Below are 22,010 nucleotides of genomic sequence, written 5' to 3'. Positions count from 1 at the left end.
ACCGGCGTCAGCGGGAGTTGCTCAGACCTCGACGACGGTGGGCACGATCATCGGCCGACGACGGTACGCGTCGTTGACCCACCGCCCCACGGTGCGCCGGACGATCTGCTGGAGCTGGTGCGGGTCGGTGATGCCGTCGGCGGCGGCCCGGTTGAGCGCCTCGGTGACCAGCGGGATCACCGGGTTGAACGCCTCCGGGTCCTCGGAGAAGCCCTTCGCGGACAGGGTCGGGCCGGCGACGACCTTGCCGGTGACCGAGTCGACGACCACCGTGGTGGCGATGAAGCCGCCGTCGCCGAGGATCCGTCGCTCGGTGAGCAGGGACTCGCTGACGTCGCCGACCGCGAGGCCGTCGACGTAGACGTACCGGCTCTTCACGTGCCCCACCAGGCTGGCCCGGCCCTCGACGAGGTCGACCACGTCGCCGTCCTCGCAGAGCACCACCCGGTCGGCGGCCACGCCGGACTCGACGCCGAGGCGGGCGTGCGCACGCAGGTGGCGCCACTCGCCGTGCACCGGCATCAGGTTGCTGGGCCGTACCACGTTGAGCAGGTAGAGCAGTTCACCGGCCGGGGCGTGCCCGGAGACGTGCACCTTGGCGACGTCCTTGTGCACGACCACCGCGCCGGCCCGGGCCAGCCGGTTGATCACCCGGTAGACCGACGTCTCGTTGCCCGGCACCAGCGAGGAGGCCAGCACGACGGTGTCGCCGGGGGCGATGGTGATGTGCCGGTGGTCTCCGCTGGCCATCCGGCCCAGCGCGCTCATCGGCTCGCCCTGCGAACCGGTGGACATCAGCACGATCTGCTCCGGCGGCAGCGTGGTCGCCTCCTCGATCCCGATGACCAGGCCGGCCGGGATGTTGAGCAGGCCGAGGTCCCGGGCGATGCCCATGTTGCGGACCATCGACCGACCGATCAGCGCCACCTTGCGGCCGTGCTCCGCGGCGGAGTCGAAGACCTGCTGCACCCGGTGCACGTGCGAGGCGAACGAGGCCACGATGATCCGGCCCTTCGCCTTCGCGAAGATCGAGTCGAGCACGGGCCCGATCTCCCGCTCCGGGGTGACGAAGCCGGGGATCTCCGCGTTGGTGGAGTCGGACAGCAGCAGGTCGACGCCCTCGGCGCCGAGCCGGGCGAAACCGGCCAGGTCGGTGATCCGGCCGTCGAGCGGGAGCTGGTCCATCTTGAAGTCGCCGGTGTGCAGCACCAGGCCGGCCGGGGTGCGGATGGCCACGGCCAGGGCGTCCGGGATGGAGTGGTTGACCGCGAAGAACTCGCACTCGAACGGGCCGAGCCGTTCCCGGCCGCCCTCCCGCACGGTCAGCGTGTACGGCTGGATCCGCCGCTCGGCCAGCTTCGCCTCGACCAGCGCGAGGGTGAACTGTGAGCCGACCAGCGGGATGTCCGGCTTGTGGGCGAGCAGGTAGGGCACCGCGCCGATGTGGTCCTCGTGGCCGTGGGTCAGCACGATCGCCTGAATGTCGGCCAGCCGGTCCAGGATGGGGCCGAAGTCGGGCAGGATCAGGTCCACGCCCGGCTGCTCGACGTCCGGGAAGAGCACCCCACAGTCGACGATCAACAACTTGCCGTCGTACTCGAAGACGGTCATGTTCCGACCGATGGCGCCGAGCCCGCCGAGCGGGATGATCCGCAGGCCACCTTCCGGCAGCGGCGGGGGCAGTTCCGCCTCGATGTGCGCCTCGGTCACGCGTTCACCTCATTCTGCGACGCCGTCACTCGGCGCCCATCGTGTCGTTCGTTCATTCGGGCAGCTCCAGGCCCGCTGCCGCGAAGTCCGCGCGCAGTCGGGCGATCTCGTCGTCGGTGGCGTCCACCAGCGGGGGTCGCACCGGGCCGGCAGGCAGGCCCAGCGCCGCCAGGGCCGCCTTCACCAGGATGGTGCCCTGGGTGCGGAAGATGCCGGTGAACAGCGGCAGCAGCCGCCGGTGCAGGGCCAGCGCGGCCGGCATGTCCCCCGCGTCGAACGCCTCGATCATCTGTGCGGTCAGCGCCCCGGTGAAGTGCGTCGAGGTGCCGACCAGGCCCACGCTGCCGACGGCCAGCGCCGGCAGGGTGAGCGCGTCCTCGCCGCAGTAGAAGGCGAGGCCGGTCCGGCTGGTCACCCAACCGGTGGCGGTCAGGTCACCCTTGGCGTCCTTGACCGCGACGATCCGGGCGTGCTCGGCGAGCCGGACCAGCGTCTCGGTCTCGATCGGCACGCCGGAGCGGTGCGGGATGTCGTACAGCATCACCGGCAGGCCGGTGGCGTCGGCCACCGCCGTGAAGTGGCGCAGCAGCCCGCTCTGCGGCGGCTTGTTGTAGTACGGGGTGACCACCAGCAGGCCGTGCGCGCCCGCCTTCTCGGCGGCGGCGGCCAGCTCGATGGTGTGCCGGGTGTCGTTGGTGCCGACGCCGGCGACCACCTTGGCGCGGTCACCGACGGCCTCCGCGACGGCCCGGATCAGGCGTTCCTTCTCCGCGTCGGTGGTGGTCGGCGACTCGCCGGTGGTGCCGTTGACCACCAGCGCGTCGTTGCCCTGCTCGTCGACCAGGTGGCTCGCCAGCCGGGCGGCGCCGTCGAGGTCGAGCGAGCCGTCCGGGGTGAACGGGCTCACCATGGCCGTGAGCAGCCGCCCGAAGGGGCGGGACACCGGTCGGGTGGCGGCGTCAGGGTGGTCGTGCGTCATACCCTCCAACCTAGCGGACGACCAGCCGGGGCCTGCCGGGGAAGGCCTCAGGACGCCTCGTGCGGGCTGGCCGCCACCTCGGTGCCGTCCGGCAGGGCGGAGATCACGAAGTCGGCGAACACGTTCGGGGCGACCTCCTGCAACTGGCGCAGGCACTCCACGGCCAGTTCACGGATCTCCACGTCGGCCTGCTCGGTGGCGCGCATAGCGATGAAGTGCCGCCACGCCCGGTAGTTGCCGGTGACCACGATCCGGGTCTCGGTGGCGTTGGGCAGCACCGCGCGGGCCGCCTGCCGGGCCTGCTTGCGGCGCAGCGTCGGGTTGGGCTCGTCGGAGAACCGCTGCTCCAGCCCCTCGAGCAGCTCGTTGTACGCCCGCACGCTCGCCTCGGCGGCCTCCACGAAGCGCTTGTGCAGCTCCGGGTCCTCGGCGATCACCGTCGGCTCGACCATGGCCGCGTCCCGCTCCGGGACGTACCGCTGGGAGAGCTGGGAGTACGAGAAGTGGCGGTGCCGGATCAGCTCATGGGTGAAGGAACGCGACACCCCGGTGAAGTAGAAGGTGACCGACCCGTGCTCCAGCACGCTCAGGTGCCCCACCTCGAGGATGTGCGCGAGGTAGCCGGCGTTGGTGGCGGTCGCCGGGTTCGGCTTCTTCCACGACTGGTAGCAGGCCCGGCCGGCGAACTCGGCGAGCGCCTGGCCACCCTCCGCGTCCGTCGACCACGGCACGTCGTCCGGGGCCGCGAACTGGGTCCACGCGATCAACTTGACCTGGGGCTGCACCATCTCCGGCATGCCTGGGACTGTAGTGGTCGGCGGCCCCGCACCCAACTCGGGCTCGCGGTGCAGAAACCGCCCAGCTGCAGCCAATTCACCGACGCTCCCCCGACCAGGGCGGGCTGCGGGTGTCCAAGATCTCGACAAGCTCGCCCACGCGCGCCGGTCCCGGACATGTGCTCGGTTGCCTGTAGAGCTGCCCCAGGTGTGGGGCAGGCACCGGCGCAGTCCGGGCTCGGGTCCGCGCCGAGCCGCCAGGTCCGCGCCGAGCCGCCGGAGCCGTTGCGCCGAGCCTGCCCGGAAACCTGCCCCACATCCGCGGCAGCTCCACAGGCGCACGACCAGGTCCTACTTCGTCCGCGCCGGTCCAGGCGGGGAGCCCACGGGCCGCCGAGGCCCACCGGTCCGCCGGGCCGCGCCCGGTTCCGTAGGGAAGAGCCGACCGGATACCTGCCCCACATCCGGGGCAGCTCTACAGGGCCACGACAAGGTCCTACCTCGCACTGGTGGACCCGCGGGGCCTGCAGAAGGGGCGCTTCCGGCGCGCCGGCCCCGCCCCGCTCGGGCGGGGCTCAGACGTAGAGCGAGGTGAACGGCGCCCAGGGCAGGTTGCGCAGCACCGAGAAGGCGAGCCACGCCGCCAGGAAGCCGCCGATGACCTTGGAGCTGATCCGCAGCTCGGGCAGCCGCCAGCCGAAAGCCTGGTTGCCCGCCCAGGCCACGAAGAGGTACGCCAGGAACGGCAGCGCGAAGACGAAGAGGAAGTGGTGCCGGGCGGCGGCCGGCAGGTCGCCGTGCAGCACGTACCAGAGCGCGCGGGTGCCGCCGCAGCCCGGACAGTCCAGCCCGGTGGTCAGCTTGAGCAGGCAGGTCGGCGCGGCGTCCGGGTTGGCGTGGGTCGGGTCGCTGAGCAGCGCGTAGCCCATGCCGGCGGCGACGCAGCCGACCGCGGCCAGCGGCACGGCCCAGCGCGGCGAGCGCTCGTAGAGCCGCAGCACGAAACGGGTGAGCCGGTCCGGCTCGGCGACCGGGTAGGCGCCCTGCGGGCTCGTCGCCACCGGCTGGGCGCCCGGCCAGGGGTCGACCGCCCCGGGTGCGGGCTGCGGCTGGTCCACCGGTCCGGGAGCGCTCGTCACGCGCTCACGGTACACCGGACACGCCGGCCAACGCGGCGGTGAGCGGACCGGCCAGGTCGCCGGCCGAGGGCGGCGCCACCGCGTCCAGCCCGAGCCAGCCGGCGAGCCGGTACAGCTCGGCGGCCAGCGCCACGGCGGTCTCCCCCGGGTCGGCGCCCGGTTCGATCCACGCGGCCGGCACCAGCAGCACCCCGGCCTTGCGGTCGGCCTTCAGGTCGACGCGCGCGGTGAACCGGTCACCCTGGAGGAAAGGCAGCACGTAATAGCCGTACACCCGCTGCGGCGCCGGGACGTAGATCTCGATCCGGTAGGTGAAGTCGAAGAGCCGCTCGGTACGGCTGCGCTCCCAGATCAGCGGGTCGAACGGGCTGACCAGGGTGTTGCCCCGCACCCAGCGCGGCAGCCGTGCGCTCGCGTGCAGCCAGGCCGGCTGCCGCCAGCCCGGCACGGTGACCGGCACCAGCTCACCCGCCTCGGCGAGCTCCGCGACGGCCTGCCGGGCACCGGCCAGCGGCAGCCGGAAGTAGTCGCGCAGCTCCGGCTCGGCGGCCACCCCGAGGGACCGCGCGGCGAGGGCCACCAGGGTGCGGTACGCCTCGGCGTCGGTGGGGGTGGGCGCGGCCAGCACGGTCGGTGGCAGCACCCGCTCGGGCAGGTCGTAGCGGCGGGCGAAGGAGGTGCTGCGCTCGGCGGCGGCCACCTCGCCGGCCCAGAACAGGAACTCCAGCGCCCGCTTCACGGCCGACCAGTTCCACCCCCAGTTGCCGGTCTCCCGGGGCGCGTCGTGCTCGATCTCGGCGGCGGTCAGCGGACCACGGGCGGCCACCTCGTCACGCACCCAGGCGACCAGCTCCGGCTGCTCCTGCGCGATCCGCCGCATGCCACCCCAGGACTCGCTGTGCGCCCGGGCCATCCGCCAGCGCAGCACCGGGTGCAGCCCGACCGGGACCAGCGACGCCTCGTGGCCCCAGTATTCGAACAGCTCCCGGGGGCGGCGGTAGGCGGCCTGGTCGAGCAGGGTGGTCGGGTACGGCCCGAGCCGGCTGTAGAGCGGCAGGTAGTGCGCGCGTTGCAGCACGTTGACCGAGTCCATCTGGATCAGCCCGACCCGGTCGAGCACCCGGCGCAGATGCCGGCGGGTGGGCACCCCGGTCGGCGCCGGGTCGGCGAAGCCCTGGGCGGCAAGCGCCACCCGCCGGGCCTGGGCGAGCGAGAGTGATTCCGGTGCGGCCATCGTCGGCGACCCTAATTCATCGGTACGACGCCGGTGCGGGAAGCTGGACGCGACGGCCACCGGGGCATAGAACGGTGCAATGCTGACCATCCGCCGGGAGGAACCGGACGACGCCGAGGCGGTCGCCCGGGTGCACGTGCACGGCTGGCAGGCGGGCTACGCCGGCTTCATGCCGGACGAGGTGCTCGGACGGCTCAACGTCCTGGCCTGGGCGCAACGCCGCCGCGACATCGGCACCGCCGACCCGGAGCACCCGTTCACCACCCTGCTCGGTGAGGTGGACGGGCTGGTGGTCGGCTTCACCACCTTCGGGCCGTACCGCCGCAACCAGGACCGCGACGACCTGGACCCGGCGGTCGGCGAGGTGCTGGCGCTCTACGTGGAGCCGGCGTGCTGGGGCGACGGGACCGCCTCCGCGCTGCTGGCGGCCGCCCGAGCCGGGCTCATCGAGCGGGGCTGGACCGGCTACCGGCTCTGGGTGCTGGCGGAGAACCGGCGGGCCCGCCAGTTCTGCGAGCGGGCCGGGCTGTCACCGGACGGTGAACGGTCGACCTACCAGGTGCCGCTTGCCGGCGGGCGACCGCACGTCGGGCTGCTCGAGCTTCGCTACGCCGGGCGCCTCGACGACTGACCCGCCCGCCGCCAGCCATCGGCGGATCGGCAGGAAGGCCAGCAGCGCCAGGCTGATCCAGACGTAGGCGTTGCTGCCCACGAAGCCGTCGACGCCGTTGAAGTCCTTCTCCCAGAACCAGACCGTCCGGCTGATCAGCAGCACGTACCCGATGGTGGCGGCGACCAGCAGGACCCGCCGGCGACGACCGGCCGGCGCGGCCATGGCGTTGTCGACCAGCAGGATCAGCGCGGGCAGCAGCCAGACCAGGTGATGCACCCAGGTGACCGGGCTGACCAGGCACATCACCGCGCCGGTCAGCGCCAGGCCGGTCGCCTCGTCGCCCACCGCCACGGCGGCCCGGGACCGCCACGCCCAGAGCGCCAGGGTGCCGAGGACCAGCAGCAGCCAGAGCAGGGTGCTCGGGTGCTCCGGGTCGAGGCGGGCGACCACCCCGCGCAGCGACTGGTTGGAGACGAACGCCAGCTCGCCCACCCGACCGGTGTTCCACAGCGCCTCGGTCCAGAACTCGCGGGAGGCGTCCGGGAAGAGCGCACCGGCCAGCAGCGACACGCCGGCGGCGGCGCCGCTGGCGGTGAGCGCCGCCCGCCAGCGGCCCGTGACCAGCAGGTAGACGATGAAGATGCCCGGGGTCAGCTTGATCGCGGTGGCCAGCCCGATGCCCACCCCGGCCCACCGGTTGCCGGTCGGCAGCAGCCGCAGCAGGTCCACCGCGACCAGGAAGAGCAGCAGCGTGTTGACCTGGCCGAAGTTGACCGTCTCCCGCATCGGCTCGAACGCGGCGGCCAGGCAGAGCGCCACGGCGAGCGCGAACCACCGGGTCCAGCCCGCCCGGCGGGCGATCGGGTCGACCAGCCACCAGATCAGCACCGTGGTGGTGACCACGCTGGCCAGCACGCTCACCACGATCGCGACCGTCCACGGCAGGTACGCCATCGGCAGCATGACCAGCGCGGCGAACGGCGGGTAGGTGAAGCCGTACTGGGTGCCCGGCTTGAGGTAGTCGTAGATCTCCCCGCCGTCGTGCACCCACCACGTCAACGCGCCGTAGTAGACCTTCAGGTCGAAGAAGCCGTGCCGGACGGCGGCGACGGCGAGGAACGCGGTGACCGCCGCAGCGAGCACCACCACCCCGACGACCTGCGCGGCCGTCCTGTTGGCACCCTGCGCCACCGTCGCCTCCCTGGCCCTGCGTAGGCTTCCGTCCCATGGCTCTCGGGTACGTCCGCCCGGCGCGTCCCGAGGACGCCGGCGAGATCGCACGCATTCAGCTCGCGACCTGGCGGGTCGCGTACCGCCGGATCCTGCCTCGGCACGTGCTCGACAACCTGGACGAGGCGTTCCTCGCCCGGCGGTGGAGCGCCGCGGTGCAGGAGCCGCCCTCGGGCGCGCACCGGGTGCTGGTCGCCGTCGAACAGGCCGAGCAATCGTATCTGGTGGGGTTCGTCGCCTCCGGGCCGGCCGACTCGGAGGCGCTGGCGCCGGGCGAGCCGGCCGACGCGCTCGGCCCGGACGTCGCCGCCGTGACCGACCTGCTGGTCGAGCCGCGCTGGGGTCGGCGTGGGCACGGCAGCCGGCTGCTCGCCGCCGCCGTCGACCTGTGGCGCGAGGACGGTCTGACCCGGGCGGTGGCCTGGGCGTTCGAGGGCGACGAGGCGACCCGGACGTTCCTCACCAGCACCGGCTGGGAGCCCGACGGCGCGGCCCGCGCGCTGGACGTCGACGACATGCTGGTGCCGCAGGTGCGCCTGCACGTGGGCGTTCCGGCCGAGAAGGTGCCGGCCGACGACGACCAGCCCGGCGACTGACGCCCGCACCCGCCAGGTAACAGCTCGGCGCTTCCGGGCCGTCGCGGGTGCCGATGTCGGACCGGTCGCCTACCGTCGGCCTCATGAGCGCAGCGACCGCGCCGGTGACGGCGCCGACCGCGGACGGCCGGCTGGAGGAGTTCCGGGTCGAGCTGACCGGCTACTGCTACCGGATGCTCGGCTCGCTGTTCGACGCCGAGGACGCGGTGCAGGAGACGCTGCTGCGGGCCTGGCGCGGGTGGGACGGCTTCGACGGCCGGTCCAGCCCGCGCACCTGGCTCTACCGGATCGCCACCAACGTCTGCCTGGACCTGCTGCGTGGTCGCCGCCGGCTCGCCCTTCCGGTGGACCTCGGTGACCCCTCGCCGCCGGTGGCGGCGGCGCTGGGCGAGCCGGAGACCGGCTGGGTGGGGCCCGCTCCGGACGCGTCGGTGCTGCCGACGGCGACCGATCCGGCCGAGCTGGCCGTGGTGCGGGAGTCGGTCCGGTTGGCGTTCGTGGCCGCACTCCAGCACCTGCCGGCCCGGCAACGCGCGGTGCTGATCCTGCGGGACGTGCTGCGCTGGCGCGCCGATGAGGTCTCCGGCCTGCTCGACACCACCGTGCCCGCGGTCAACAGCGCGCTGCAACGAGCTCGGGCCACGCTGGCCGACCGGGTCGGTGACGCTCCGGGCCAGCCACTCGATCGGGCACACCGTGACCTGCTCGACCGCTATGTGCAGCTCTTCGAGCGCTACGACGTCGACGCCCTGGTGGGCCTGCTGCGCGCCGACGCCGTCCAGACCATGCCGCCGTACCGGATGTGGCTGCGCGGTCCGGGCGACATCGGCCGTTGGCTGGTCGGGCCGGGGGCGGCCTGCCGCGGTTCCCGGCTCGTCCGGGTGGCGGCCAACGGCGGCCCCGCCTTCGCCCAGTACCGGCCCGACCCGGCGGGTGGGCACCGGCCGTTCTCGATCCAGCTGCTGGACGTCGCCGGTGGCCGGATCACCCGTCTCACCCACTACCTCGACCCGGGGCTCTTTCCGCGCTTCGGCCTGCCCGCCCGTCTCGACCCCTGACCGTCCGGGCCGGTCGGGCGATGAGTTCCGGCCGGCGACATCGTCCACCCCTCGTACGCCGACAACGAGGAGATCACCGTGTTCACAGACACCAAGGCGTTCAGCGCGTTCTCGGTGGACGACACCGGCCGCGCCGAACGGTTCTACGGCGAGACGCTCGGCCTGCGGGTCACCCGGGACGACGCGATGGGCGGTCTGCTGACCCTGCACATCGCCGGGGACCGGCCCATCCTGGTCTATCCCAAGGACGACCACGTCCCCGCGACGTACACGGTGCTCAACTTTCCGGTCGACGACATCGACCGGGCGGTCGACGAGCTGATCGCGCGCGGGGTGCGGTTCGCCCGCTACGACGGGATGCCACAGGACGAGAAGGGCGTCATGCGCGGGCAGGGGCCCGCGATCGCCTGGTTCACCGACCCGGCCGGCAACATCCTGTCCGTCCTCCAGCAGGGCTGACCGGTGTGGCGGCTCCGCCCGTCGGGGCCGCCACACCGGTCGGGTCAGCCCTTGTCCGAGCCGTCGTTGGCGTCCCGAACGAAGTACCGCTGGAACACCACGAAGATGATCGCGACGGGGATGGTGGCCAGCAACGCGGCACCCAGCTTGAGCGGATACTGGGTGCCCTTGCCAAGCGAGCCGCTGACCAGGTCGGCCAGGCCACGGGGCAGGGTGAACAGGTCCGGGTCCTGCACCGACACGAGGCTGTGCGGGAACTCGTTCCAGGAGCTCTGGAACGACAGGATGGTCAGGGTGATCAGCGCCGGTCTGGCCATCGGCAGCACCACCGACCAGAAGGTGCGGAAGATGCTCGCCCCGTCGATCCGGGCGGCCTCCTCCACGCTCAACGGGATCGACTCGAAGAACTGCTTCATGATGAACACGCCCGCCGCGTCGGCCAGCAGCGGCACCACCAGACCGGCGTAGCTGTTGTAGAGGCCGAGCTGGTTGAGCACCAGGAACTTCGGGATCAGCAGCACCACCCCGGGCACCGCCAGCACCGCCACGATGGCGGCGAAAAGCCCGCCCCGACCCCGGAACCGCAGCCGGGCCAGCGCGTACCCGGCGAGCGAGTCGAAGAACACCCGGCCCAGGGTGACGAGCACCGTCACCAGCAGCGAGTTGCCGAGCCAGAGCGGGAAGTTGGTGCCGGCGAAGATCCGCTCGAAGCCGGACAGCGTGAGCGGGTCGGGGAACGGCGAGAGCGGGTTGGCCGACGCGTCGGGCTCGGTCTTGAGCGAGTTGCCGAGCTGGATGACGAACGGGTAGAGGAACACCAGCCCGAAGAAGATCAGCGTCGCGTACCCCAGGAAGCGGGTGGCCAGGGTGCGGGCGGCGCGCTGGTCGCGCCGCGGGGGCGCCGCCGGCGGACGGTCGGTGAGCACGGCCATCTCAGGACCTCTCCGGTACGCGCCGACGCCGCCAACCGCGTCGCGGACGGTCGGTGTCCCGCTCGGCCAGGACCCGGCGCTGGATCAGCGTGAGCACGATGATGATCAGGAACAGCACGAAGGAGATCGCCGCTCCGGAGCCGTAGTCGAAGTCCCGGAAGGCGGTCCGGTACGACAGGTAGGCCGGGGTGAGCGTGGTCTTGGCCGGGTCTCCCGAGCTCATCACGTACACCTGGTCGAAGACCTGCCAGGAGCCGATCAGGCCGAGGGTGAGCACCAGGAAGGTGGTCGGCCTGATCAGCGGCAGGGTGACGTGCCGGAACCGCTGCCACCGGGACGCGCCGTCGAGGGTGCTCGCCTCGTCCAGCGCCACCGGCACGTTCTGGAGGCCGGCCAGGAACATCAGCATGAAGGTGCCGGAGGTGGTCCAGACCACCAGCGTGATGATCGACATCATCGCCACGCTCGGGCCGGCCAACCAGTCCCACCAGCTCAGCCCGAACGGGCCGCCGTCGGTCAGCGCCGCCGGGGGCGAGTCGACGCCGACCGCGCCGAACAGCAGGTGCAGCACGCCCCGTGAGTCGGCGAACCACTCCGGTCCGTCGATGCCGAGGATGCTGAGCAGCGCGTTGACCGCGCCGGAGTTGGCGAACAGGAACAGGAACACCACGCTGATCGCCACCGAGCTGGTGACCGAGGGGAAGTAGAAGGCGCTGCGGAAGAAGCTCTTGCCCTTGAGCATCCGGTTGTTGACGACCAGCGCCAGCCCGAGCGCGAGCAGGGTCTGCGCCGGCACCACGATCGCCACGTAGTAGATGTTGTTGCGGATGCTGGTCATGAAGTCGCGGCGGGCCAGCCCGTCCTCGGTGAACAACTGGGTGTAGTTGTGCGCGCCGACGAGCGGCACGTCGCCGGTGAAGGGGCTGCCCTGGCCGTTCCAGTCGGTCAGGCTGACCCAGAGCGCCATCAGGATCGGCAGCAGCATGAACAGCCCCAGGATGACGATCACCGGCGCGACGAAGAGCCAGCCGGCGACGGTCTCGTTGCTGCGGATGCCGCCCCGGCCTCGGCGGGGACTCCTGCCGGATGCGGTCGCCACGGCGCTCAGTGTTTCGGTTGCCATCTCCCCTCCCTCCCTGTCTCGAGCCGACGGTGCGGCGGGGGCCCGCTGCCACCCGGGCCCCCGCCGTCACCTCAGCTGGCGCCGAGCGCCGCCTTGGCGTTCTTGTCGAAGTTCTGCAGCACCGTCTTCGGGTCGCCGTTGGCCAGGCCCTGCAGGCTGGTGTCCAGGTCGGAGAGGACGCTGTCCATCTTCGGGGCGTTCACCGGGCCCTGGGCGTACGCGGCACCGTCGATGAACGGCTTGTCCGCCGGGAAGGCGCTGGTGTACTGGTCGCGCACCGACTGCCGGGACGGCATCACGCCGAACGCCTTGGCGAACGCCATCTGCTGCTCACCACTGGTCATCGCCTCGACGAACTTGGTCGCCTGGTCCTTGTACTTGCTCTTCGCCGCGATGCCCCAGCACTGGGTGAAGGAGAGTGTGCCCTGGCCCTTAGCGCCGGCCGGCAGCGGGACGACCTTGTACTTGACGTTCGGGAAGTCGTTCTGCAGGGCTCCCTTGATCCAGTTGCCCTCGATGGTCATCACGGCCTTGCCCTTGCCGAACGCCTCGCCGGACCAGCCGGCGTCGAGCTGCTTCGGGTACTTGGCGAGGCCCGTGGTCAGCATGGTCTTGACGTACTGGAGGGCGGCCAGGTTCTCCGGGGTGTCGGCGGTGGCCTGCTTGCCGTCCTTGCTCATCAGCCAGCCACCGTTCTGCACCATGAAGGCGCCGATCCGGTCGCGGGTGTCACCGAGCGCCAGCGGGACCTGCCCCTTGGCCTTGATCTTCTGGGCGGTCGCGGTGAGCTGGTCCCAGGTGGTCGGCACGTCGGCGTCGGTCAGCCCGGCCTTCGTCCACAGGTCCGTGTTGATCTGCAGGGCCAGGGTCGAGAAGTCCTTGGGCGCGCAGTAGAGCTTGCCGTCGTAGGTGAACGCGGTGCGCAGGCTCTCGTAGAAGTCGCTCGTGTTGCTGACCTTGTCGCCGTACGGCTCGAGGGCGCCGACGCTGGCGTAGTCGGCGAACCGGGCAGCGTCCACGTAGAACACGTCCGGCGGGGTGCCGCCGGCCAGCGCCTGGCCGAGCTGCTGCGTGAGGTCCTGTGCCGGGGTGACCGTGGCGGTGTTGCCGGAGCTGCCGGCCCACTTCGCCGCCGCGTCCTGGACGGCCTTGGTCTCGGCGTCGCCGGAGGAGCCGATCAGGATCTGGAGGCTGGCCGGGCCACTGGACTGGGTGGCGTCGCCGGAGGAGTCGTCGAAGCCACTGCCGCAGGCCGCGGAGCCGAGGAGGGCGACGGCGGCGAGGCCGGCCACCGCCGCCCGGGTGAGGGTTCGAGGTGCCATGGGTTTCTCCTGGTGGGGGGAAGGGACTACGCGGTGTGCCGGAGCGCCAGCGCGGGCTGGAGCAGCACGTGGGTGGGGGTCTCGTGGTTGCCGTCGAGGACCCCGGTGAGCAGGTCCACGCAGCGGGCGGCGGCCTCACCGAGCGGTTGGCTGACGCTGGCCAGCCCGACGGCGGCGGCCACCGGCGTGTCGTCGAAGCCGATCACCGACACGGGCGGGTGGATGCCGCGGAGCGCCTGGAGGGCGCCGAGGGCGAGCGAGTCGCTGGCGCAGACCACGGCGGTCGGCGCCACGGTGACGAGCAGGTCGCGCATCAGCCGCTCGCCCTCGGCGATGCCGTCCTCGGTCTCCCGGTGCATCCCCGTCGGGTCGACGCCGGCGGCGCGCAGCGCCTCACCCCAGCCGGCCCGGCGGTCGTCGCCCACACCGGAGCCGAGTGGCCATCCGATGAACGCGATCTGCCGGTGGCCGGCGGCCAGCAGGTGCCGGGTGGCCTGGGCCGTGCCGGCGGCGCCGTCGACGTCCACCCAGGGGTGGGCGTCGAGCGCGTCCCACGGCCGGCCGAAGGTCACGAACGGCACGTCCCGGCCGGCGAGCCAGGCGGTACGCGGGTCGCCGTACTTCGTGCCGACCAGCACGAACGCGTCCAGCTCGTACGTGCCGAGCAGGTCGCCGTACGTGGCGATCTCCCGCTCGTCGTCGGTGGCGGTGTAGAGCAGCACCCGGTAGCCGGCGGCGTCGGCGGTCTCGGTGAGGCCGTGCAGGAAGCGGTCGAGCACGGAGCCGTTGATGCCGTCGCGGGTCGGCTCGATGCGGGCGGCGATCAGCCGGGACCGGCCGGTGCGCATCTGTCGCGCGGCCTGGTTGGCGCGGTAGCCGAGGGCGCTGATCGCGTCCTGGACCCGCAGCCGGGTCTCCTCCCGCACGATGTGCGGGGCGTTGAGCACGTTGGACACCGTCTGGCGGCTCACTCGGGCGTGCCGGGCCACCGTCGCGATGGTCACCTTTTCGGCCACTAAATCCCTCTCGCCATCTTGAACGATCCAATCTGGATAAGGCAGGATTAGATCGTTCAAGTTTCTGGAATGTTTCGCACTTTGCACCGCCAGGGGCGCGTTGTCAAGACGTCCGCCCCACACCCTGAGGATCTGGAGCCACACCGTGATCGAACGCCAGCTGCAACCCCTCCTGCACGAATTGGTGGGGGTGGTCCTCGCCCCGACCAGCGCACTGGGGGACGCGACCGGGCAGATCCGCCCGACCGGCGTCCAGGGCGTCTTCCACGCCGACGCCAGGGTGCTGTCCCGGGCCGAGCTACGGGTCGACGACCGCGAGCTGGAAGGGTTGACCCGCGGTGACGACGGCCCGCACGGCGCCCGCTTCGTGAGCCTGGCGCGCTGGCTCGGCGACCCCGTGCCCGACCCCACCGTGCGAGTCGACCGGCTGCGCCGGGCCACCCGCAACGGCCTCACCGAGGAGCTGCGGGTCGTCTCCACCGCCACCGTCGCGGTCCGCGCCACCGTCAGCATCGACCTCGGCTGCGACCTGGCGCCCATCGAGGTGGTCAAGTCCGGCGGCGCTGCGGCACCGCTGGAAGCGAAGACCGGCCAGCCCGGCGTCATCACCTGGTCGGCAGAGGGGATCACGGTCACCGTCACCGGCGCAGGCGCCGACGTGCTCGCCTCCGCCGAGCGGGTCACCACGCCCCGGCTGGCCTGGCCGGTCGACCTGCCGCCCGGCGGCGAGACGGTGCTGCGCTGGCACCTGACCGTCGAGGATCCGCGTGCCGTGGTGGTCGGCCCGGCCGGCGAGCCGGACTGGTCCCGCCCCGAGGTGACCGCGGACGACCGGCGGCTGGTCCGGCTGCTCCACCGCAGCCTGGACGACCTGCGCGGCCTCCGACTGGCCGAGACCGGCGCACCCGGGGACGTGTTCCTCGGCGCCGGGGTGCCCTGGTTCCTCACCCTGTTCGGCCGGGACAGCCTCTGGGCCGCCCGGATGATGCTGCCGCTCGGCACCGACCTGGCCGCCGGCACCCTGCGGGTGCTCGCGCGGCGGCAGGGCACCCGGGTCGACCCGGCCACCGGCGAGGCCCCCGGCAAGATCCTGCACGAGCTGCGCCGGCACGCGTTCGCCCTGCCTGACAACGGCCTGCGCCTTCCGCCGGCGTACTACGGCACCGTCGACGCCACCATGCTCTGGGTCAACCTGCTGCACGACGCCTGGCGCTGGGGCCTGCCGGCCGAGCAGATCGAGCCGCTGCTGCCGTCCCTGGAAGCGGCGCTGCGCTGGCTCGGCGAGCACGCCGACCCGGACGGCGACGGGCTCGTCGAGTACATCGACACGACCGGGCACGGGCTGTCCAACCAGGGCTGGAAGGACTCCGGCGACGCCGTCCGGTTCCACGACGGCTCGCTGGCCACCGCGCCGATCGTGCTGGCCGAGGTGCAGGGGTACGCGCACGAGGCGGCCGTGAACGGCGCCGCCCTGCTGGACGCCTTCGGCCGTCCGGGAGCGGACCGCTGGCGGGAGCACGCCGCCGCGCTGGCCCGCCGGTTCCGGGACCGCTTCTGGGTCGACGGCCGGTACGGCCCGCAGCCCGCGCTGGCCCTCGACCGGGACAAGCGGCCCGTCGACTCGCTGACCAGCAACATCGGTCACCTGCTCGGCACCGGCCTGCTCACCGGTGACGAGGAGGACCAGGTCGCACGTCTGCTCACCACGGACACGCTGGCCGGCGGCTTCGGGCTGCGCACCATGGCCACCGACGACGCGGGCTTCAGCCCGCTGTCGTACCACTGCGGTTCGATCTGGACGCACGACACCGCCATCGTGCTGGCCGGGCTGGCCCGGGCCGGGCACCGGGACGCCGCGCTCGGCCTGGCCGAAGGGTTGCTCGCCGCGGCCGAGGGGTTCGACTACCGGCTGCCCGAGCTGTACGGCGGCGACGACCGGTCACTGGTGAACCGCCCGGTGCCGTACCCGGCGGCGTGCCGGCCGCAGGCCTGGGCCGCGGCCAGCGCGGTGCTGCTGCTCCAGGCCGCCACCGGGCTCTACCCCGACGTGCCGGGTGGCACCGTCCGGCTGGCGCCGCTGGCCGGAGCCGAGCTCGGCGCGCTCGCGGTCAGCGGGTTCCGCCTGGCCGGCGCCTCAGTGGACATCTCGGTCGACCGGAGCGGCCACCCCACCATCAGCAACCTCCCCGCCCCCCTGACCCAGACCCCGACAGTCCCCACCCAACGCCACCCCACCGCAACCCGGCGTTGATCATGAGGTTGGCGGGCTGTTCGATCTTCCGACCGCCCGTCAACCTCATGATCACGGAGGACCCGGGGTCGGGTGGGATCAGCGGGTTTGTTCGGCTGTCAGTTCTTCGTCGTTCGTGGCGCCTGTCGGGTGGAAGCCGAGGGCCGTGTAGAGGGCGGCGGCTTGGGTGTTGTCGGGGTGGTACGAGAGGCGGACCGGGGGGTTGCCGTCCCTGGCTGCCAGCCAAGCGGCCAGGGTCTGCACCGTGGCTCGGCCCACGCCCCGGTTCTGCTCGGTGGCGTCGATCAGCATCCCGCCGATCCAGTGCGAGCCGTCGTCGTCCACGCCCCACATGACGTGGCCGACGACGGTCTCGTCGGCGTACACGGCCAGCGAGGTCCAGACCTCGGAGTGGATGCTGAGCAGCAGGTAGCGGGCGCCCAGCGCGGCCACGAAACGCCGCTGGTCGTCGCGCGGGGCCACGTCGGCCACCGCCCGCCAGTTGTCGTCGTCCACCGGGCGCAGGGTGACCCGGCGTCCGGCCCGGTCCAGGTGTCCACCATCGATCATGGCGGCAGCCTAGGACCGGCCCGACCCACCCGCGACCAGGTTTCCGCCCACTCCGGCCACCCACCCCGGCCGGGTCAGTCGAGCAGGGCGTCCAGGCCGACGGTGAGACCGGGGCGGTTGCGCACCGCGCGTACGGCCAACAGCACACCCGGCATGAACGACGCCCGATCGTACGAGTCGTGCCGGATGGTCAACGTCTCGCCGGTGGTGCCGAACAGCACCTCCTGGTGGGCGACGAGCCCGGTGGCGCGCACGGCGTGCACGCGTACCCCGTCGATCTCGGCGCCCCGCGCGCCCGGCACCTCGTCCCTGGTGGCGTCCGGCACCGGGCCGAGGCCGGCCTCGGCCCGGGCCTGGGCGATCTGCCGGGCGGTGTGCGTGGCCGTGCCGCTCGGGGCGTCCAGCTTGCGCGGGTGGTGCTGCTCGATGATCTCGACGGACTCGAAGTGCCGGGCGGCCCGCGCGGCGAACTGCATCATCAGCACCGCGCCGATGCCGAAGTTCGGGGCGATGACCACGCCCACCCCCGGCTTGCCGGCCAGCCAGCCGCGCACCTGCTCCAGCCGCTGCTCGGTGAAGCCCGTGGTGCCGACCACCGCGTTGATGCCCTGCTCGATGCACCACTGGAGGTTGTCCATGACGACGTCCGGCGTGGTGAAGTCGACGACCACCTCGGCGTCGGAGACGGCGGAGCGGCTGTCACCCTGGTCGATCGACGCCACCAGGGCGAGGTCGGCGGCGGCGTCGACGGCCTTGCACACCTCGATGCCCATTCGGCCCCGGGCACCCAGGACGCCGACCCGCAGCGGTTCGTTCGGGCTTCTCTCCTGCTCGTCAGTCACGGGGCACAACCTATCCCAATCGGGACGCGGACCCCCGGCGGGATCCGGGACCGCACCATTGTTCGGGACGTGGTCCGGCCAGCGGCGGGACCGCCTGCCCGCCCGTGCGCGGCCGCCGTCAGTCGGCGAAGTCGTTGGCGCCGAACGGGCCGACCACGGCCAGCGACATCGGCCGGCCGAGCAGCTCCGCGGCGAGTGCGTTCACGTCCGCCGCGGTGACCTCGTCGACCCGACGGAGCAGCTCGTCCACCGGCATCAGGTCGCCGTAGAGCAGCTCCCCCTTGGCCAGCCGGCTCATCCGGGAGCCGGTGTCCTCCAGGCCGAGCACGAACGAGCCCTTGCTCATCCCCTTGCCCCGGGCCACCTCGGCCTCGGTCAACCCGTCGGCGGCCACCCGGGCCAGCTCCGCGCGGGTCAGTGCCAGCACCTCGTCCACCTTGCCCGGCGCGCAGCCGGCGTAGACGGCGAACAGGCCGCTGTCGGCGTACTGGCTGGCGTAGGAGTAGACCGAGTACGCCAGCCCGCGCTGCTCGCGGATCTCCTGGAACAGCCGGCTGGACATGCCGCCGCCGAGCACGTTGTTGAGCACACCCAGGGCGAAGCGCCGCTCGTCGAGGCGGTCGATGCCGGGGCAGCCGAGGATGACGTGCGCCTGCTCGGTCTCCTTCGGCTCCACCAGGGTGGTCGCCGGCTTGGTGCGTACCGCCGGGGTCGCCGCGCGGTGCGGCGCCGGGGTCGCCGGGTCGCTGTCCAGCGGGGTGCCGCGCACCGCCTGGCGGACCAGCTTGACCACCGCGGCGTGGTCGAGGTTGCCGGCGGCGGCGATGACGATCTGCGGCGCGGTGTACCGACGCCGGTAGAAGCTCTGAATCTGCCGCCGGGTCATCGGCGTGACGGTCTCCTCGGTGCCGGAGATCAGTCGGCCCAGCGGGTGGTCACCGTAGACGGCGCGGGCGAAGAGGTCGTGCACCTCGTCACCGGGCTCGTCGTCGTGCATGGCGATCTCTTCAAGGATCACGCCGCGCTCGGTCTCCACGTCCGCCGGTTCCAGCAGCGAGTCGGCGACCAGGTCGCACATCACGTCGATCGCCAGCGGCAGGTCCTCGTCCAGCACGCGGGCGTAGTAGCAGGTGTATTCCTTCGTGGTGAAGGCGTTGGTCTCGCCGCCCACCGCCTCGATCTGCGAGGAGATCTCCAGGGCGGTGCGCTTGTGGGTGCCCTTGAAGAGCAGGTGCTCCAGGAAGTGCGCGGCGCCGGCCTGCGGGCCGGTCTCGTCCCGCGAGCCCACCGACACCCAGATGCCGAAGGAGACGCTGCGCATCGCCGGGATCGCCTCGGTGAGCACGCGCAGGCCGCTGGGCAGCACGGTACGACGTACCGTGCCGCCCAACGGATCGTCGCTGAGCGTGCGGGTCACCGCCCGGGCGGTGCCGCCGGAGCGGCCCGCCCCGGTGTCCCGGGACGCGGCCACCCCCCGTCGATCCGGCGGAAACGGCGCACTGAAGGCCCGACTCACGTACTGCTCCCAGATCGACGAGGGGTGGGTGATGCGATGTGTGACGGTCAGCTGTGCCGGGTCCGGCGGCGCGGACGCTCGCCGCCCTCGCCACCCTCGCCGCCGCCGCCGCCCTCGCCACGGTCGCCGCGCTCGGGGCCACGGCCACCCCGGTCGCCGCCACGCTCACGGTCACCCCGGTCACGCGGGCCCCGGTCGCCCCGGTCCCGGCTGGCCGGCCGGTCGCCACCGGCGGCCTCACCGGCGGCCGGCGCCTCGGCGCCCTCCGGACGGACCTTGTCCAGGTAGATCTTGCCGCGGGCGTCGATGTCCGCGATCTCGACCTCGACCCGGTCGCCGACGTTGAGGAAGTCCTCAACACGCTCGACCCGCTTGCCGTCGCCCACCTTGGAGATGTGCAGCAGGCCGTCACGGCCCGGCAGCAGCGAGATGAACGCCCCGAACGCGGCGGTCTTGACCACCGTGCCGAGGAACCGCTCGCCCTGCTTGGGCAGGGTCGGGTTGGCGATCCCGTTGATCCGGTCCACCGCCGCCTGTGCCGACGGGCCGTTGGTGGCGCCGACGTAGATCGTGCCGTCGTCCTCGATGGAGATCTCGGCGCCGGTCTCGTCCTGGATCGCGTTGATGGTCTGCCCCTTCGGGCCGATCACCATGCCGATCTTGTCCACCGGGATCTTGACGGTGGTGACCCGCGGCGCGTAGTCCGACATCTCGGCCGGAGCCTCGATCGCGGCCTTCATGACCCCGAGGATGATCTGCCGGGCCTCGTTCGCCTGCTGCAGCGCGGCGGCCAGCACGTCCGACGGGATGCCGTTGAGCTTGGTGTCGAGCTGGAGCGCGGTGACGAACTCCGGAGTGCCGGCGACCTTGAAGTCCATGTCACCGAACGCGTCCTCGGCACCGAGGATGTCGGTCAGCGTCACGTACTGGGTCTTGCCGTCCACCTCGTCGGAGATGAGCCCCATCGCGATGCCGGCGACCGGCGCCTTCAGCGGGACACCCGCGGAGAGCAGGCCCAGCGTCGACGCGCAGACCGAGCCCATCGAGGTGGAACCGTTGGAGCCGAGCGCCTCGGACACCTGCCGGATGGCGTACGGGAACTCCTCGCGCGACGGCAGCACCGGGATCAGTGCACGCTCGGCGAGGGCGCCGTGGCCGATCTCGCGACGCTTCGGCGAGCCGACCCGGCCGGTCTCACCGGTCGAGTACGGCGGGAAGTTGTAGTTGTGCATGTAGCGCTTGCGGTTCTCGGGGGACAGCGTGTCCACCATCTGCTCCATGCGGAGCATGTTCAGCGTGGTGACGCCCAGGATCTGGGTCTCGCCCCGCTCGAACAGCGCAGAACCGTGCACCCGGGGCAGCACGCCGACCTCGGCGGTCAGCGACCGGATGTCGCGCGGGCCACGCCCGTCCATGCGGACCTGCTCGCGCAGCACGCGGTTGCGCACCTCGGACTTGGTCAGCGAGCGGAAGGCGGCGCTGAGCTCCTTCTCCCGACCCTCGAACCGGGCGCCCAGCTCCTCGGCGACCCGGGCCTTGACCCGGTCCAGGGCCTCCTCGCGGTCGGCCTTGCCGGCGATGGTGATCGCCTCGGCCACCTCGGCGCGGGCCAGGTCGGCGACCGCGTCGTAGACGTCGTCCTGGTAGTCCAGGAAGACCGGGAACTCGGTGACCGGCTTGGCGGCGACCTCGGCCAGCTCGCTCTGCGCGCGGCACAGCTCACGGATCGCCGGCTTGGCGGCCTCCAGGCCGCTGGCGACGATCTCCTCGGTCGGGGCGGTGGCACCGGCCGAGATGAGGGCGACGGCGTTCGGCGTGGCCTCGGCCTCGACCATCATGATCGCGACGTCGCCGTCGTCGAGCGTGCGGCCGGCCACGACCATGTCGAAGGTGGCCCGGGCCAGCTCCTCCAGGGTCGGGAACGCGACCCACTGGCCGTCGATGTGGGCGACACGGGTCGCACCGATCGGGCCGGAGAACGGCAGGCCGGAGAGCTTGGTCGACATCGAGGCGGCGTTGATGGCCACCACGTCGTACGGGTGCTGCGGGTCGAGCGCGAGGACGGTCTCGACGACCTGGACCTCGTTGCGCAGGCCCTTGACGAACGACGGGCGCAGCGGCCGGTCGATCAGCCGGCAGGTGAGGATCGCGTCCTCGCTGGGCCGGCCCTCACGACGGAAGAACGAGCCGGGGATCCGGCCCGCGGCGTACATCCGCTCCTCGACGTCGACGGTCAGCGGGAAGAAGTCGAACTGCTCCTTCGGGTGCTTACCGGCGGTGGTGGCGGAGAGAACGACCGTCTCGCCCAGCTGGGCGACGACGGAACCGGCGGCCTGGCGAGCCAGCCGACCGGTGGAGAAGGTGATCTCGCGGGTGCCGAAGGACCCGTTGTCGATCACGGCGGTGCGGGATTCGGTGCCGAGGTTGGTCTCGGTCATGTGCTGTCGTGCTCCTTCGCGTCGTGGGCCCCACGACACGGGGAACTGCTCAGCCGGCCGGTCTTCGATCGAAGCGCCCGGGTGGCCGGCATGATGCCGGGATTCCCGGGGGCCACTACCGGAGACCGGTACGCTGACCGGCTCCCTTGTCGGGTGGTCGCGCGGCCCGTGTTCTTCAGGTGGGACGCCGATCGGGGGAGCGGCCGGTCGGCCACTCCCCCGTCACG

Annotated in this window: 19 protein-coding genes; 5 read left to right on the top strand and 14 right to left on the bottom strand. The window is 72.3% G+C overall.

The genetic code is table 11. The features are described from left to right. Window positions 1–21: 21 nt before the first annotated feature. The 5 genes from AB0K07_RS06515 to AB0K07_RS06495 form a co-directional block, all read right to left on the bottom strand. Window positions 22–1,710 (bottom strand): ribonuclease J, encoded by a 1,689-nt coding sequence (locus tag AB0K07_RS06515; RefSeq protein WP_363751527.1) that lies wholly within the window; start codon window positions 1,708–1,710, stop codon window positions 22–24. Between the two features lie 52 nt (window positions 1,711–1,762). Beyond that, entirely contained in the window at window positions 1,763–2,689 is a 927-nt protein-coding gene (gene dapA, locus AB0K07_RS06510) for a 4-hydroxy-tetrahydrodipicolinate synthase (protein WP_363751526.1), read from the bottom strand. A gap of 47 nt (window positions 2,690–2,736) precedes the next feature. After that, window positions 2,737–3,477 carry an FAD-dependent thymidylate synthase gene (gene thyX / locus AB0K07_RS06505; protein WP_363752729.1) on the bottom strand — a complete coding sequence of 247 codons (741 nt, stop codon included), beginning with the start codon at window positions 3,475–3,477 and terminating at the stop codon, window positions 2,737–2,739. A gap of 563 nt (window positions 3,478–4,040) precedes the next feature. Then, complete coding sequence (locus AB0K07_RS06500; RefSeq protein WP_363751525.1) at window positions 4,041–4,604, bottom strand: DUF2752 domain-containing protein; 564 nt, start codon at window positions 4,602–4,604, stop codon at window positions 4,041–4,043. A gap of 4 nt (window positions 4,605–4,608) precedes the next feature. Next, the gene (locus AB0K07_RS06495; protein ID WP_363751524.1) at window positions 4,609–5,838 is read right to left on the bottom strand and encodes a crosslink repair DNA glycosylase YcaQ family protein; all 1,230 of its coding nucleotides are present in this window, start codon (window positions 5,836–5,838) and stop codon (window positions 4,609–4,611) included. Between the two features lie 79 nt (window positions 5,839–5,917). Here AB0K07_RS06495 and AB0K07_RS06490 point away from each other — a divergent pair, with 79 nt between their 5' ends. Beyond that, window positions 5,918–6,469: a GNAT family N-acetyltransferase gene (locus tag AB0K07_RS06490; protein ID WP_363751523.1), complete on the top strand. Its 552-nt coding sequence runs from the start codon at window positions 5,918–5,920 to the stop codon at window positions 6,467–6,469. On the opposite strand, the gene AB0K07_RS06485 is transcribed toward AB0K07_RS06490, so the two are convergent. After that, window positions 6,368–7,642, bottom strand: coding sequence for a glycosyltransferase 87 family protein (locus tag AB0K07_RS06485; RefSeq protein ID WP_363751522.1), 1,275 nt, complete (start codon window positions 7,640–7,642; stop codon window positions 6,368–6,370). The two genes, AB0K07_RS06490 and AB0K07_RS06485, sit on opposite strands and share 102 nt — an antisense overlap. Before the next feature lie 35 nt (window positions 7,643–7,677). On the opposite strand from AB0K07_RS06485, the gene AB0K07_RS06480 reads away from it, so the two are divergent. The 3 genes from AB0K07_RS06480 to AB0K07_RS06470 all read left to right on the top strand — a co-directional run bounded on the left by AB0K07_RS06480 (window position 7,678) and on the right by AB0K07_RS06470 (window position 9,794). Further along, complete coding sequence (locus AB0K07_RS06480; RefSeq protein WP_363751521.1) at window positions 7,678–8,277, top strand: GNAT family N-acetyltransferase; 600 nt, start codon at window positions 7,678–7,680, stop codon at window positions 8,275–8,277. Between the two features lie 83 nt (window positions 8,278–8,360). After that, on the top strand, window positions 8,361–9,335 hold the full coding sequence (locus AB0K07_RS06475) for a sigma-70 family RNA polymerase sigma factor (protein ID WP_363751520.1): 975 nt from the start codon (window positions 8,361–8,363) through the stop codon (window positions 9,333–9,335). A gap of 78 nt (window positions 9,336–9,413) precedes the next feature. Next, window positions 9,414–9,794, top strand: a complete 381-nt coding sequence (locus AB0K07_RS06470; RefSeq protein WP_363751519.1) for a VOC family protein — start codon at window positions 9,414–9,416, stop codon at window positions 9,792–9,794. Between the two features lie 44 nt (window positions 9,795–9,838). On the opposite strand, the gene AB0K07_RS06465 is transcribed toward AB0K07_RS06470, so the two are convergent. From AB0K07_RS06465 to AB0K07_RS06450, 4 genes are all read right to left on the bottom strand, one after another. After that, the gene (locus tag AB0K07_RS06465; protein ID WP_363751518.1) at window positions 9,839–10,726 is read right to left on the bottom strand and encodes a carbohydrate ABC transporter permease; all 888 of its coding nucleotides are present in this window, start codon (window positions 10,724–10,726) and stop codon (window positions 9,839–9,841) included. A 1-nt stretch (window position 10,727) separates the two neighbouring features. Beyond that, a complete protein-coding gene (locus AB0K07_RS06460) occupies window positions 10,728–11,849 on the bottom strand; it encodes a sugar ABC transporter permease (RefSeq protein WP_363751517.1) in 1,122 nt (373 codons plus the stop codon). 71 nt (window positions 11,850–11,920) lie between these two features. Beyond that, window positions 11,921–13,171, bottom strand: a complete 1,251-nt coding sequence (locus tag AB0K07_RS06455) for an extracellular solute-binding protein (RefSeq protein WP_363751516.1) — start codon at window positions 13,169–13,171, stop codon at window positions 11,921–11,923. A gap of 26 nt (window positions 13,172–13,197) precedes the next feature. Then, a complete protein-coding gene (locus tag AB0K07_RS06450) occupies window positions 13,198–14,187 on the bottom strand; it encodes a LacI family DNA-binding transcriptional regulator (RefSeq protein WP_363751514.1) in 990 nt (329 codons plus the stop codon). A 145-nt stretch (window positions 14,188–14,332) separates the two neighbouring features. On the opposite strand from AB0K07_RS06450, the gene AB0K07_RS06445 reads away from it, so the two are divergent. Continuing rightward, window positions 14,333–16,438: a glycogen debranching N-terminal domain-containing protein gene (locus AB0K07_RS06445; RefSeq protein WP_363751512.1), complete on the top strand. Its 2,106-nt coding sequence runs from the start codon at window positions 14,333–14,335 to the stop codon at window positions 16,436–16,438. 78 nt (window positions 16,439–16,516) lie between these two features. Here the strand turns inward: AB0K07_RS06445 and AB0K07_RS06440 are convergent, their stop codons facing one another. From AB0K07_RS06440 to AB0K07_RS06425, 4 genes are all read right to left on the bottom strand, one after another. Next, window positions 16,517–16,987: a GNAT family N-acetyltransferase gene (locus tag AB0K07_RS06440; protein WP_363751511.1), complete on the bottom strand. Its 471-nt coding sequence runs from the start codon at window positions 16,985–16,987 to the stop codon at window positions 16,517–16,519. A 74-nt stretch (window positions 16,988–17,061) separates the two neighbouring features. Beyond that, the gene (dapB, locus tag AB0K07_RS06435; RefSeq protein WP_363751510.1) at window positions 17,062–17,829 is read right to left on the bottom strand and encodes a 4-hydroxy-tetrahydrodipicolinate reductase; all 768 of its coding nucleotides are present in this window, start codon (window positions 17,827–17,829) and stop codon (window positions 17,062–17,064) included. 118 nt (window positions 17,830–17,947) lie between these two features. Next, window positions 17,948–19,345 (bottom strand): pitrilysin family protein, encoded by a 1,398-nt coding sequence (locus AB0K07_RS06430; RefSeq protein ID WP_363751508.1) that lies wholly within the window; start codon window positions 19,343–19,345, stop codon window positions 17,948–17,950. A 47-nt stretch (window positions 19,346–19,392) separates the two neighbouring features. Then, window positions 19,393–21,783 carry a polyribonucleotide nucleotidyltransferase gene (locus AB0K07_RS06425; RefSeq protein WP_363751506.1) on the bottom strand — a complete coding sequence of 797 codons (2,391 nt, stop codon included), beginning with the start codon at window positions 21,781–21,783 and terminating at the stop codon, window positions 19,393–19,395. Window positions 21,784–22,010: the final 227 nt, after the last annotated feature.

Source organism: Micromonospora sp. NPDC049301 (assembly GCF_040678715.1).
GTDB lineage: Bacteria > Actinomycetota > Actinomycetes > Mycobacteriales > Micromonosporaceae > Micromonospora.
The sequence above is the reverse complement of the archived record's forward strand: the minus strand, read 5'-3'. Positions and strand labels throughout refer to the sequence as shown.